Raw genomic sequence first — 13973 nt, forward strand, 5'->3', positions numbered from 1 at the left:
TCCTCTAATGCATAGCCTTCTTCATTTCCAGTCGTGCGCGATCTAACAAATCTTCCATTGCGGCATTTTGCATGCTGCGCTTTTCTTCCTGAGTAGGGCCTTCCGAGAGAAAATTGTTCTTGACGAAGGTGTAATATTCATCGAACAGCTCTTTCTTGTTAGTTTTGTCTAAATTACGAAGCTGGCGATCTTTTTTTAAATGCACAATCATTTCAGGTAGGTTTGTTTGCAAATCAAGTTCTCTTAAGAATATATAGTCATCAGCCATTAGATGTTCCTCCTTGCTATACTAATGATTACTGAGAATTTGGTATGCATAAACATACATATATTCATAATAAATTGACTCGATTATTGAGAGTTATTATCAGTAGTTCAGACTGAAGATGCCGTTTGATTAGTGTTTAAACATGAAGTCTTTGTAAGGCCCCAGTATAACAAAACTACTCATGACAAGACCAAATACAATCAGGAATACAACAATCCCCCAGAGAATACGACCGATAATCCTCGCTCTATCAATATTTCTCTGTTTAAATACTTCTTCAGGGAAAAGTTTTATCGCGATTATCGCGGTCATAGTATCAATTACTTCCAACGTGGTTGTCGGATTACTTATATAGTGTCCTTTGAACTTCATCGTTCCAAGTTTATCTATAGAGGAAAGTCTTGTTATATTTCGGAGAAACAGTTGCATCAAAAAGCCACCTATAATAATTCCGGCTAGAAGAGTGCAGGCGGCCTGCCAGTTGTCTTTGATACGAATAGTAGCAAAATAGCCCCATTGATTTTCGAATAGGTCCCAAAATTGAACGACAAACCAATCAAACCCTTGTGGTACTTTATCAGAAAGCACTCATTCATCATCTTCTTTCTGCTGTCTGCTGTCTGCGACAGATAAGCCTGGAGATGGTGCTTCAACTTCCGCGACGGAAACTACTTCAACCATACAAGTTACTCAATAAAGTTATAATTTTTAAGTTTCGATTCATTGTACATCAACCCTCATCAATTTTTTGTCGGTGAGGGTTGATATAATTTTATGTAAGAAATGATTAAAATTTAAACAGGTGGTGGGTATAATAAGAACATGAGTTCTATAAACAAAATATATGTACTAAGAGGCGGTAAAAATGAGAGATGTTTGTGCTGAGTGTAATAGGAAATCCTGTTGTACGGAGACCTGTGAAGAGTGGTTGATTGCTCATGATCAATGCCCAGTGTGCCGGAACAAACTTATTCATATCGGTGGATGTACGGAATGTATCACGGGTGATTGGGCGAAGTGTGGTTAGTTACATGAAAGTCGTTATGGCGCCTATAGAAATGATTGCATGGTTCGATATCCCCGGTACACCTCGTCCGATTCGCTTTCGACATGAAGGCAACGTTGTTAAAGTTGAGATGATTAAACGAATATCTGAAGAGAAAATTGCCGGAAATCGAATGAGAATTTATGATTGTCAGAGTGAGATCCATGGGCTAATGAAGCAATTTCAATTGAAGTATGAGCTAAAGGCAAGTGGTTTTTGTATAAGATTTAGATTTTGTTTTCTTCGTGCATATACAGAAATAGAAACCTCCTAGCGAAGTTGCTGGAGGTTTGCCATAACTATTTTATTTCATTATGCGTCGATTTCTTAGTCGATGGGCTGCAATAAGGGAACAAAGCAAAAATGCAAAAAACAGGATTGTAAATTGTCTTGTATAAGGAGTAAATATTGATAATGCTAGTGCAATCCATTGAAGAATTAAAAAGATATAATATTCCATAATCCCTCCTAAGAATCATTTTTAATATCTTGTTCAGGTTTATGAAAATTGATTTTGATAAAATCTTGGTTTAAATACCATCTAATGTAGCAATTTGCCCACACGAAGTGGACATTGGGATTATAAGATAAAAGAGTGACGATTAACTTATATAGATATTCGAAGATATAACGAGTATTTTGGAGTTAGCATCTTTGATCAAAAACACTCAATTGACAGAATTTAAAACACGAAATTCAGTTCCCTAAGCCTGATTTTCGTGTTTCTTGACCTCTGTATGTTTCCACAACTTGTCATTTGTCATAGTCTGTTATCGGACTCAATGCTATGCATAAAGTTAAATTACAGCTAAATGCATAAGTATGGTATTGACAGTAATAACTCTTAGTTATATATTTATAACTAAGAGTTAAAAATATATAACTAAGAGGCGATTTCAATGGTTTTTTTTAATACTATAATTGGGAAAGAGATATGGAATTGGTGGTTTTTTTGGTTCGTAAGTATTATGTTCATTATTGTTTCCAGTATAATATCGAGACATAAAAATAACGGAGGAGTTGAACAAGAGGCGATTTTTATGAAAAGAAATTTCAGGAATTTCAACCCAATAGCTTTACTTGGTTTGATTGGATTTCTTGGAATTATTGGCCCTATAATTGGCAAAGCGACATGGTTCTTTCTGCTTTCTTGGTTTGTTTGGTTTTCATTTTATCGCACAACCGCAGACGAAAGATTTCGAAAAAATCTTTTTAAAGCCAGTCTACCAAGCTATGCAATAATTATGTTAGGACTTTTATCGTTATTTTTCATGAAAGACTCAGGTATGTATAAGGATATTATCTATTCCGGCATTGAGTTTATTTATACAATAGGGTTTTTCAGTTTTCCTTTGGTACTCAAATACTTTGAAGTGTATGGTGAATAAATGGCAACATTAAAAACGAACTTAAAAAAGTATCGCTTCTTGGCAGAAATTTCTCAAGATCAATTAGCCAATTTAGTGGGTGTTCGTCGTGAAACCATCGTCCATTTGGAAGCCGGAAAATATAATCCGTCTTTAAAATTAGCCTTTGACATTGCAAAAATATTTAATGTTCCTATCGAAGAAATATTCACTTATACGGAGTAGTTATTATACCGAACAAGATAAATTGTATAAGGGTCTCCGCCAACCTCTGGTTCGACGGTTCGTAGGAATGAAAATAGCACCAGCTACTTAATTGAGAATGCTGGTGCTATTTTCATAACCTCCATTATCAGACTCAATGATAAATAAAAATTTTTAGCATGAATATATGGGAGGAATATCCAGGAAATATATTGAATGTATGTTAGTAGGGGAAAGTTTTCGCTTAAGAAGAGAAAGGAATGACAATTCTATGAGTGATTATAATTATGACTCTTATTGCGGACTTTATTGTGGTGCATGTATTGTTCTGCATGCTTATAAGAATGGTTATGAAGATAAAATTGCCCCACGTTTAAACTTTGAACCATCACAGATAAAGTGTAATGGTTGTAAGACTGATATACTATTTGAAAACTGCCGTAAATGCATAATACGAGATTGTGCCATTAACAAGAAACTGGAACATTGTATAAATTGTATTGATTATCCATGTAATTTACATAATGAATTATTACGAAATTTCTCAAAAGAGCACAAATTGCCACATTTACAAATCATCCCCAAAAACCTTATGACTATAAAAAGTATTGGAGTTGATCAATGGCTTAAAGAGCAGGAACGAGTTTGGAAATGTCCAGAATGCCAAACAGACTTTTCATGGTATACTCCTAAGTGTATTAAATGCGGCAGGGATTTAGACAAAGTAAAAGACTACAATAATTTATAAACACCCCCATCCCTAATGCTAGTATCTCTATTAAACAATTTCAATAAAAATAGCACCAAGATGTGGGTGCTTTTGTCATAACGTTCTATATGGAACGCAGAAGGATATTTATTCCAATGAAGCGAAGATGTTAGGCGGTGAAAGGTACTTTGGTTAATGAAAGGGGTCTTTTATGGATATCGAAAGAAAGCGGACCATTGTCTGGGACGATCCTCAAATAAACAAAAGGGATGCGGTGTCATCCATTTCTGGACTGGATTATCTAAGGGCCATAAGGGACGGTAAAATCAGCCAGCCACCGGTTGCAAAACTGATCGGGTACCAGATCAAGGAAGTTGACCATGGCTTTGCGGTATTTGAACTTGATCCTGGAGAGCAACACTATAATCCTTTTGCTACCGTTCATGGGGGAATTCTCTCCACGTTGCTGGACACCACCATGACAGCCGCGGTGCTTACAACGCTCCCACAGAACATAACCTGTTCGACGATTGAGATTAAAGTGAATTTTATAAAGCCTGTCAATACTCAAAGCAAACTGTTGTGCTGTGAGGCTAGGCCCATCCATATCGGAAGGAAACTAGCCACTGTTGAAGGACGCATAATGGACGGAAATAATGAATTATATGCTCACGGGGTGGGCACCTGCATGATTTTTAAAGTAGGTTAACCTCCACATAAAATGGAATTCGAGAGCTGCCACAAGGTATATGGCAGCTCTTTTCATAATCATTTTTAGTGGACTCAAATAAATGGTAAACAAATGACTTTCGTTAAAGACTTATCTATTAAAGCTCTTAACTAATACTTGCCATCCACCCCATACAAGAGCTATCATGTCCTACACCGGGACTCTATTAACCCGGCGTAGGATATTTTTTTCCTACCAATATGTTCCCACAAGCCTTCTAAGAAGGGAGATGAGCGACACGAAAAAGATACGCACCATTGAGAAAGCACCAGTGCCTCTCAAAAAACTTAGAGTTTGCGCCTACGTCAGGGTTTCCACTAACCAATCCGAGCAGCAGGAAAGCTTTTCAGCCCAAGTCCAGCATTACACTTCCTATATAAATAACAATCCAGCTTGGACCTTTGCAGGCATTTATAGCGACCAGGGTATATCCGGCAAGAACATAGAAAAACGACTAGAGTTCATGAGGATGGTTCAGGATGCTGAAAATAAAAAGTTTGACCTTATCATAACAAAATCAATAAGCCGTTTTGCACGCAACGTTCAAGATTGTTTGGAAACTGTCCGTAAACTTAAACTTCTTGGGATTGCAGTTCACTTCGAGAAGGAGGCTATTAACACTTTAACCGCCGAAAGTGAGCTTATGTTATCCATCCTAAGCTCAGTCGCAGAGGAAGAACTGGCCTCCATATCCCAAAACATGCATTGGAGTAACCAACGGCGTTTCAAGAAAGGTAAGTTCTCAGTTAACACAAAGCGCTTCCTTGGCTATGATAAGACCGAGAGGGCAATCTGATAATTAATGAAGAACAAGCAACTATTGTGAGACAAATTTTTAAAGACTATCTTTCCGGTCTGGAAGTTTCCCACATAGCCAAAGGCCTTGAAGCTGATGAGGTGACAAACATCTCCGGAAAGGTTAAATGGGCTGAATCAAGCATAAGAGATATACTGAAGAATGAGAAATACGCTGGTGACGCCCGCCTTCAAAAAACCATTACAACGGGCCTATATAATAGGAAGAGAAATTCTGGCGAAGCCCCAATGTACTATGTAAAGGACAGTCATCCGGCCATTATTAGTCGAGAGGATTTTGATAAGGTTCAGGAATTGATGGCGATGCGGGCCAAGTCAAAAGGAAACATGAAGGGTGATCGAGAGAAATACACAAATCGATATGCTCTAACAGGAACTATAGTTTGTGGCAACTGTGGGAACACTTTCAAACGGCATATAGATAATTGTGGTACGATTGCCGAGTCGGTTAGCTGGATTTGCAGCACATATATAATAGGAAGAAAAAAATCGTGTGGTATGGGAAGGGTTAAAGAAGAGACAATTAAGGGATTGCTTGTGAGAATGTTTAACCGGATTTGTGATGACCGGGCCAAATTGCTGGGAGACTATAAAGCAAAATTGGAAAGGGAAAAGTTAACTGAGTTAGATAATGAGCGCATCGGAAAATTGGATGAGGAAATTGGAAACCTAATCCAACAAGAACGGGCGCTCTTTTTAATAGAAGGAAAGGGCTATGCAGACCACAATTTGGTGAAAGCTGAACACGAAAATCTCGTGGTCAGATTAACTGGGCTTAAAGCAGAACGATCCGATTGGATGGCTGAAATTAATAAGCGAGATAATCGAATGGTAAGAACTCTGGAACTTGAAACCATACTTGAGGCCCAATGTGGTAACCTCACAGAATTTAACGATGATTTGTATCGAAAGATAGTCGAAAAAATAGTGGTCAAGGAACGAACCAAGTTAATATTCCAGTTAAAAAATGGCCTTGCTTTCGAGGAAAGTTACACCTTGAAGCGAGGCCGCGATATTTTCTAGGGAGGTTTTTATTAATGGCAACAATAACGGTTATTCCGGCTAAACCGATGCAAGAGTTAAAGGGTTTAGAGGCTACCGCAAAACTTAGAGTTTGTGCTTATGCTCGGGTTTCAACAGATAATGAGGAGCAATTGTCAAGCTATCAGGCGCAGGTTGAGCATTATACCTCATATATCCAGAATAATCCAGACTGGGAATTCGTACAGGTCTTCAGTGATGAAGGTATCAGCGGCATCAACACCAAGAAACGCGAGGGCTTCAACCGCATGATTGATGAATGTATGGCAGGTAGGATTGACATGGTGATTACAAAATCCATTAGTAGGTTCGCGAGGAATACTCTCGACACTTTGAAATATGTACGTCAGTTAAAAGAAAAGGGAGTGGCTATTTTCTTTGAAAAAGAGGCTGTTAATACTTTGGATTCTAAAGGGGAATTTCTAATAACTCTTCTCGGAAGCCTGGCGCAAGAAGAGAGTTCAAATCTGTCTCAGATCACCCGGATGGGTATCAGTTACAGGTTTCAGGAAGGTAAGGTTTTAGTTAACCACAATAAATTCCTCGGGTATACCAAGGATGAACAGGGCCAGTTAGTTATAGTGCCGGAAGAAGCTGAGGTAGTTCGACGGATATTTAGGGAGTTTCTTGATGGCAAAAGCTCTTATAAAATAGCCAGTAATCTGCAAAGGGATGGGATACTCACTGGGGCAGGTGGTTCACGGTGGTATGATAGCACCGTCATCAAAATTCTGAGGAACGAAAAGTACATGGGGGATGCGCTCTTGCAAAAAACGTATACCATAGATTTTTTAAGTAAAAAGCGAGTGAAAAATACCGGACATGCAGCCCAGTATTATGTTGAGGATAGTCATGAAGCTATTGTTTCTAAGGAAGAGTTTGCATCGGTGCAGGCGGAGTTCGAAAGACGGGGGAATATGCGAGGGTATTCCAAGACTGGGAAGAGTAAGTTCACAAGTGATTATGCCTTTTCAGGTAAACTGTTCTGCGGGAATTGTGGTTCGAAATTTAGGCGTACCAAATGGGGAAGTGGTAAGAATCTACAGATTGTCTGGATATGTATTAACCATCAAGCTGGTGGCGATTGTGATATGAAGGCTGTTAAGGAGAAAGCTTTGGAACGGGCGTTTGTGCGGGCAATGAATAAAAATATTGCCACTAAAGAGGCCTATATAATAGAAGATATTAGTGGTCCGGAGTTTGATTTTCAAGATATCGATGCCAAGATAGCAGAACTCCAGCAAGAATTGATGAATACGGTTCGGAATAATCAGGAATATTCGAGTTTGACTGCTGAGATTGAAAGGTTGACGGCCCATAAGCAGAGGTTGAAGGGCGATGAGGCTGAGAGGGCATGGAGAGATAGAATGCGAGAAGAGTTCATGGCCTATCTGGATGCTAGGGATGGTAAGCTGCTTGATAGGTTTGATGGAGATTTGTTTCGGAAGATGATTGAGAAGGTTAGAATTGAGTCGATGGTTGAGGTGGAGTTTGTGTTTAAGGTTGGGGTTATGGGGAGGGAAGTGCTGGAATAACAACTATTATAGGCGATTAGTTTTTTAGCCACCCATGCATTTTAGCCACTTTGATCGCAGAAACTTTTCCGTTGACTTCAAGTTTTTGGTAAATATTTTGCAAATGTGTTTTCACCGTTCCCAAGGCCACGCACAGATGTGCTGCGATTGCATCTCTGCTCAAGCCTTCAGCAGTGAGAGAAAGAACTTCGATTTCTCTTTGTGACAACTGGACTTTGCTGATCGGACTATTTCTGAGGCTGTCATTGTATTGTACACTGAAATCGAGAATTTTTTGGAGGTATTTGTCATTTGTACTTCGCGAGGCGATGATGTTAAGCATGTCCATAATATGAGGAGCATTTTCAATAAATGGCATAACGATATCATCGGCACGGCCTTTGGCTAAACCGTTCTCCAGAGCCGCTATACCTTCGTCAATTCCATATAAATGATATTTTGCAACAGCCTCAAAAATATGTTTATGAATATAGCCCAATTGATTCTTATAGTGAGAGAAGTGCTCATCAAGGCTTTCCGCTAGAATCTCTAGCTCTATATAATTTTTGGAAAGAAGGATAGCTTTGCCATAAACGATATAATTGAAAGCAATACCCTGGTAGTAAAAATCGGTTTCCGTCATATCACCTGTCTGCAGCCAGCAGGGTATTATTTCCGGCTGCATCAGACAAGCATGAAGATAACCCTTGCAGATATCAATGGTTGTATAATAAATTGAATTGTGGACCTGTAACACTTCATTTTCTAAGTGTCTAAGCAATTCTAATCCGGCAGGGATTTTTCCCAGCAGAAAATAAAGCCGGATTAGATTGAAGGTGGCACAGATTATAATGCCAGTTTGTGATTTTGTTCGGGCCTTACAAATTGCCTTGTGGCTGTTCAGTTCAGCTTCCCCCAAGTTGCCGGTTTCCAGTGCATATTCAGCGGCTGCTAAAGAGTCAGAGCCTGTGCCGCAACCGTCGGCAAATTGAACATAAGCCATAAACTTTGCGGTTACAGCCCGGGTTAGTTTTTTGAAGCCGCCTTGATCCCGGAAATAGATATACAGTAAATGGGGAGAGCCAAACGTAAACTCATCCTCCCGGCGCATAATCCAGGATTGTTGTCCGTTCAGAAGTCGGATGATTTTGTCATTCGTATCATCGTTGAGTTCGAGCTTATTAAAGTATGTAAACTTCTTAATAATCAGGCTCTCTGCAATAATTCTGTTTTGGTAGGTTTCATCAATATTGTTTATTTGCTCATAGGTTGTTCTTAGGTTTTCTAATTTCTTGGTGTAGGCGGATAGCTTATCTTTGTCTCCGCCGATAATCATGAGCAGAATATGCTGTAGATAGGCAAGGGGATATTTGTTAAGCAAATTCAGCGGTAAGCTTTCAAACATCTGAGGAGAACCTTCGAAGTCAGAAAGACTTTTGGTAATATTTCTGGGATTGTTGAGATGAGTAAGAATTTGCTCTGGATCGCCGGATCGATAAAGGCAGGCATATGCTGTTTTAAAGTCCCTGTTCGCAAGATGCCATTCTCCAAGACGTTTATAGAGACCTTGGAGTTCCTCTATTTGAAAGTGTTGTTTAAGCCGCAGAAAATCCAGTAGTACATTGTGAATATTATAGGTTTTCTTCGCTTCGTTATAAGTGACGAAAGCATTTTCCTTACGAAGCTTTCTGAGAATTTCGAGGGTCTTATCCTCCTGAGTAACAAACATAGCTTGTTTGACTGTGAAATCATTCATTAAGGAAAGCTTAAGTAAGAAATTTTGAATATGCTCATCTAAAACGTCAAAAAGCACGTTTTCCACAAGTTCATCAATGGAACTATTCATGCCCACTGGAATGCCATTTTCCAATCCAAGCAATATTAAATAAATTAAAGAAATCCAGCCGTCAGTGTATTCATTGATTTTTTGCACATCGATCTCCGATATTGTATCGGACATCATTAAGCAATAGTCTCGGATTTCCTGCTCGCTAAATTTTAAGCTTTGTTGAGATATGACATAGCACAGTCCCTTGGCAAGCATCTCAGAAAAGTTGAGCTGGCTGGTATCTCTGGTAATAATAACGATATGAAGATTATCCACTTGTTCAGCCACAATATGCTGCAGAAACTTGGCAATATGACTATTGGGTGAGAGATGAAAGTCGTCAATGACCAGTTCAGTTTTATCTTTAAAATCCATGTTGTTCAAGAGGGACAATACCTTGGCGACTTGGGGTATATCAACAGGAAAACCAAGGCTTTTTAAGGTCAGAGTGGCATTTTTATCGATTTTTCCAAGTTCATCAGCAAATTTATCCCAAAACATGGAGGTTGATTCTGCTGAACTCTGGAAGGTAATCCAGAGGGGACTGCGTTTCTTAAAACGAAAAAAATCTCTGACTGCCGTTGTTTTTCCAAACCCCATAGGCGCTTCAACTATCGTCAGGGGATAATCGTAAAGAATTGATAGCCTATCAAAAACACGTTTTCTATAGATCGTTTGTTTTACTTTCAATTCAAATTCCTCTATTCTGATCATTAAAGCCTATCCAATACAGCCTATATATTATTATCGAAAGTAAATAAAAATTTGTTAAGCAATAAAAATACGCCGAACGGCTGATACACAAACTAGAAAATACTCTCTATGATTACTCAGGAGGAGTAATTTTTTTGTTTTTTTACCGACGAGGAGGTGTATCTATGTGTAAGATTATCAAAGTAACGGCGCAGGATGACTTTAAGTTGTTGATAGAATTTGAGCAGGGTCATAAAGTTCTCTTTAATATGCAACGATTGATAAAAACCTTACCTTTCCTGGCGCTAAATGATCTTGAGTGTTTCCGAAAGGTGGAAATCGAAGATAAAGCTCTCTATTGGCCGGAGGCGGGCGGTCGGAAGCAAACGATCCTGCCGGTCAGGCTTACTGTAGATAATATCCTGTTTGCAATCCGGGATTAAATATCGAAAGGAAGATTATGTAAGGCAGGGCAAACCTATAACCTCAAGCAGTAATTATTTTGAAAATCGATATCCGGAGGGATGGAAAATGAAAAGACAATTGAAGCGGTTTGTGTATTTAGTATTTACCTTTATGTTTTTAGTAACCAGTATATTGGGTGTTCCCCGGTTAGCCTCAGCAGCAAATTCGACGCCCGTAAAATTATCCTCCTTAGCCAGTGGTAACACGGTGCATTTCGGTGGCCAAACATGGATAGTCGTAGATCCTAGCACAGGTTACTTGCTTATGCAGGGTTATTATGGCGGCAACATGGCGTTTGATTCGGATGACACTCAGATTTTTGATAAGAATGATCCAAACAACCTTGCATATTACCTGAATAATAATTTTTACAACAGCTTGCCCCCCGCAGATCGTGCACTAATCCAATCCTCTAGCTGGACCCTTGAGGATAATTCGGGCGGATCACATAGCAGCGTCGATTGTAAGATTGGATTGATTAGCTTCAGCGAATTTAATACATTTAAAGAAAGTGTTATTATTAATTCGCATATTTGGTGGCTTCGCACTCCTGTGAACGGCCAAACCAACTACGTCTTTATCGTAAATGGTAACAGCATCCTAGCCTTCCCAGCCAACCAAGCCGATTTAGCTGCCGTCCGTCCCGCCTTGCATCTCAATTCCGACATCTTAGTATCCGGTGGTAATGGGGGCACGGTGTTGGAACAGACACCAACACCAACAATCACAACCCCGGTTTTAGTCAGTTCTACCAGCGTCTCTGGGACAGCGGTAGTTGGTGCTAGCGTAAAGCTTAGCGTAAATGGAGCAATTCAATCGCCAGTAACTGCAGATGGAAGTGGAATCTGGACAGTTGGAGGATTAACTGCTCTAAACGTAGGTGATGCCATTTCCGTAACTGCAACAGCCATAGGAAATAACGAAAGTAACCCAGCGACTGCGACAGCAGCTAATCCCCCCGGTGCGCCGACCATTGGCACCGCGACAGTAGGAAATGGTCAGGCAACGATAAGCTTTACCGCGCCGACAACTGACGGAGGCAGCGCCATCACAGGGTATACGGTAACCTCCAGCCCTGGAGGATTGACAGCAACCGGAACAAGCAGTCCGATTACCGTGAGCGGGTTGGCCAATGGCACGGCCTATAACTTTACCGTGACGGCCACCAATGCAGCGGGAACAAGTGCGCCGTCAGCAGCGTCAAACAGCATCACACCATCTGCGCCAACCACAGGATTTGCGAATACAGCAAAAACCTCCAGCACAGCGACCTTCAGCTGGACAGCAGCAAGCGGGTCAACAGGGATTATCATCCAGCAGTCGCCGAGCGGAGCCAATACTTGGACGACGGCAACGACAACCTCGGCGATAGCGGTTGATGCAACGACAGCCACCGTGACCGGTCTAAGCCCGGCAACGAGTTATGAGTTTCGGTTGGTGGTGACCGGGGGAGCCAATGCAGGGAACTCTAATGAAGTGACAGTAACTACTGATGCAGTGCCAACCACAAGTTTTGCCAATACATCGAAGACCTCTAATACAGCGACGTTCAGCTGGCCTGCAGTAAGTGGGGCAAGCAGCATTGTCATCCAGCAGTCTCTGGATGGAGGGACAACCTGGACAGCGGCAACCACAACTTCAGCAATAACAGTTAGTGACACAACAGCCACAGTGACCAGCCTCAGCCCGGCAACAAGTTATGAATTCCGGTTGGTGGTGACCGGGGGAGCCAATGCAGGGAACTCTAATACAGTAACAGTAAGCACTGATGCAACCCCAATAACAGACTTTGCAAATACGGCAAAGACCAGCAGCACAGCGACCTTCAGCTGGACAGCAGCAAGCGGGGCAACAGGGATTATCGTCCAGCAGTCGCCGAGTGGAGCCAATACTTGGACGACGGCAACAACATCAGCTATAGTGGTTGACGCAACGACAGCCACCGTGACCGGTCTAAGCCCGGCAACGAGTTATGAGTTCCGTTTGGTGGTGATCGGGGGAGCCAATGCGGGGAACTCTAATGTCGTGACAGTAACTACCGATGCAGCGCCAACCACAAGTTTTGCCAATACAGCAAAGACCTCCAGCACAGCATCCTTCAGTTGGCCTGCAGTAAGCGGGGCAACCAGCATCGTCATCGAGCAGACTCCGAGTGGAGGTAATAGCTGGACAACGGCAACCACAAGTGCGATAGCTGCTAGTGATACAACAGCCACAGTGACAGGCCTTAGTCCGGCAACCAGTTATGACTTTAGGTTGGTGGTTACCGGGGGAGAAAATGCGGGGAATTCAAATATAGTGACTGTAACTACTGATGCAGTACCACCGCCAACTCCGACGACCTATACAGTAACCTTTGACGCGCAAGGCGGTAGTGCAGTGTCAAGTATAACAAACGTAACCACTGGTGCGACTATAAGCGCTCCGACCGCACCGACGAAAGCAGGGTATACCTTTGGTGGCTGGTATAAAGAGTCCTCTTGTACTCATGCCTGGAATTTTAGCAGTGATACTGTGACAGGGAATATAACAATGTATGCCAAATGGACAGCGAATACCCCGCCCCCCGTCTGGACCTGGTATCCAGGCGAGCTGCAGTTCAGCCAGTCTTCCTACAGTGTTGATGAAAACGCCGGGACAGCTACGATTACCGTCAATCGTCTTTATGGCAGTGACGGGACGGTCACAGTTCACTTCAGCACAAGTAATAACACTGCAACAGCTGGAGAAGACTATACCGCAACAAGCGGGGAGTTAAGCTTTGGCTATGGAGAAACAAGTAAGACCTTTACCATTCCGATCACCAATGACAATATCTTGGAAAATGATGAGACAGTGAATCTAACGTTAAGCAGCCCCACAGGCGGAGCTTATCTGGGAAGTCAAGCCACGTCAACACTCACAATTCAAGACACGACTTTGCCGGATGAGAAGCAATATGCCTTATTTCCTGTAAGTGGTATTGCTGGCGGAGTATCTACCGATAAGATGTGGAAGATTGTCATCAATAGGGAAGTGGATCCAAAAAGTGTGGATCAAGCAAGTATTTTTATCTGCAATAGCAAAACAGGTAAACGGATACCTGTGAGTTATGAATTTGCCAATGATCCGGCGACGAATTATACTACTTTGACCATTAAACCTATGCAGTTGTATGTCATGGGCCAAAATTATAGTTTGTATATAACTACAGGAGTAAAAATGATCGATAGTTCTTTTCTTAAACAGGGCTTGAGAGTTCCCTTCACTGTAAAATAATTTAAGATTGGTAAAATCAGCCGATGGGATTGAAC

Annotated in this window: 13 protein-coding genes; 10 read left to right on the plus strand and 3 right to left on the minus strand. The window is 41.2% G+C overall.

All coding sequences use genetic code 11. From position 1 onward, the window contains the following. Positions 1 to 4: 4 nt before the first annotated feature. Together B5771_RS08250 and B5771_RS08255 are read right to left on the minus strand one after the other, a co-directional pair. Complete coding sequence (locus tag B5771_RS08250) at positions 5 to 268, minus strand: hypothetical protein (protein WP_088187099.1); 264 nt, start codon at positions 266 to 268, stop codon at positions 5 to 7. A gap of 129 nt (positions 269 to 397) precedes the next feature. Then, complete coding sequence (locus tag B5771_RS08255) at positions 398 to 856, minus strand: hypothetical protein (RefSeq protein WP_088187100.1); 459 nt, start codon at positions 854 to 856, stop codon at positions 398 to 400. A gap of 344 nt (positions 857 to 1200) precedes the next feature. On the opposite strand from B5771_RS08255, the gene B5771_RS24750 reads away from it, so the two are divergent. The 8 genes from B5771_RS24750 (at position 1201) to B5771_RS08295 (ending at position 7715) form a co-directional block, all read left to right on the plus strand. Beyond that, a complete protein-coding gene (locus tag B5771_RS24750; protein ID WP_242966787.1) occupies positions 1201 to 1587 on the plus strand; it encodes a hypothetical protein in 387 nt (128 codons plus the stop codon). Between the two features lie 625 nt (positions 1588 to 2212). Further along, the gene (locus B5771_RS08265) at positions 2213 to 2701 is read left to right on the plus strand and encodes a DUF3796 domain-containing protein (RefSeq protein ID WP_088187101.1); all 489 of its coding nucleotides are present in this window, start codon (positions 2213 to 2215) and stop codon (positions 2699 to 2701) included. Beyond that, the gene (locus B5771_RS08270) at positions 2702 to 2905 is read left to right on the plus strand and encodes a helix-turn-helix transcriptional regulator (RefSeq protein WP_088187102.1); all 204 of its coding nucleotides are present in this window, start codon (positions 2702 to 2704) and stop codon (positions 2903 to 2905) included. 199 nt (positions 2906 to 3104) lie between these two features. Continuing rightward, positions 3105 to 3632, plus strand: a complete 528-nt coding sequence (locus B5771_RS08275) for a DUF3795 domain-containing protein (protein WP_172408195.1) — start codon at positions 3105 to 3107, stop codon at positions 3630 to 3632. 172 nt (positions 3633 to 3804) lie between these two features. Then, the gene (locus tag B5771_RS08280) at positions 3805 to 4302 is read left to right on the plus strand and encodes a PaaI family thioesterase (RefSeq protein WP_088187104.1); all 498 of its coding nucleotides are present in this window, start codon (positions 3805 to 3807) and stop codon (positions 4300 to 4302) included. A gap of 250 nt (positions 4303 to 4552) precedes the next feature. Next, positions 4553 to 5119: a recombinase family protein gene (locus B5771_RS08285; protein WP_172408196.1), complete on the plus strand. Its 567-nt coding sequence runs from the start codon at positions 4553 to 4555 to the stop codon at positions 5117 to 5119. Positions 5120 to 5121: 2 nt separating this feature from the next. Then, positions 5122 to 6162 (plus strand): recombinase family protein, encoded by a 1041-nt coding sequence (locus tag B5771_RS08290; RefSeq protein ID WP_282433335.1) that lies wholly within the window; start codon positions 5122 to 5124, stop codon positions 6160 to 6162. Positions 6163 to 6176: 14 nt separating this feature from the next. Continuing rightward, positions 6177 to 7715: a recombinase family protein gene (locus B5771_RS08295; RefSeq protein ID WP_088187107.1), complete on the plus strand. Its 1539-nt coding sequence runs from the start codon at positions 6177 to 6179 to the stop codon at positions 7713 to 7715. A gap of 16 nt (positions 7716 to 7731) precedes the next feature. Here B5771_RS08295 and B5771_RS08300 read toward each other — a convergent pair whose 3' ends face one another. After that, a complete protein-coding gene (locus tag B5771_RS08300; protein ID WP_088187197.1) occupies positions 7732 to 10212 on the minus strand; it encodes a LuxR C-terminal-related transcriptional regulator in 2481 nt (826 codons plus the stop codon). A 188-nt stretch (positions 10213 to 10400) separates the two neighbouring features. Here B5771_RS08300 and B5771_RS08305 point away from each other — a divergent pair, with 188 nt between their 5' ends. Together B5771_RS08305 and B5771_RS08310 are read left to right on the plus strand one after the other, a co-directional pair. After that, positions 10401 to 10658 carry a DUF2442 domain-containing protein gene (locus B5771_RS08305; protein WP_088187108.1) on the plus strand — a complete coding sequence of 86 codons (258 nt, stop codon included), beginning with the start codon at positions 10401 to 10403 and terminating at the stop codon, positions 10656 to 10658. 88 nt (positions 10659 to 10746) lie between these two features. After that, entirely contained in the window at positions 10747 to 13938 is a 3192-nt protein-coding gene (locus tag B5771_RS08310; protein ID WP_088187109.1) for a fibronectin type III domain-containing protein, read from the plus strand. Positions 13939 to 13973 lie beyond the last annotated feature (35 nt).

The sequence above is a fragment of the Desulfosporosinus sp. FKA genome (genome assembly GCF_002196785.1).
GTDB classification, from domain to species: domain Bacteria; phylum Bacillota; class Desulfitobacteriia; order Desulfitobacteriales; family Desulfitobacteriaceae; genus Desulfosporosinus; species Desulfosporosinus acididurans.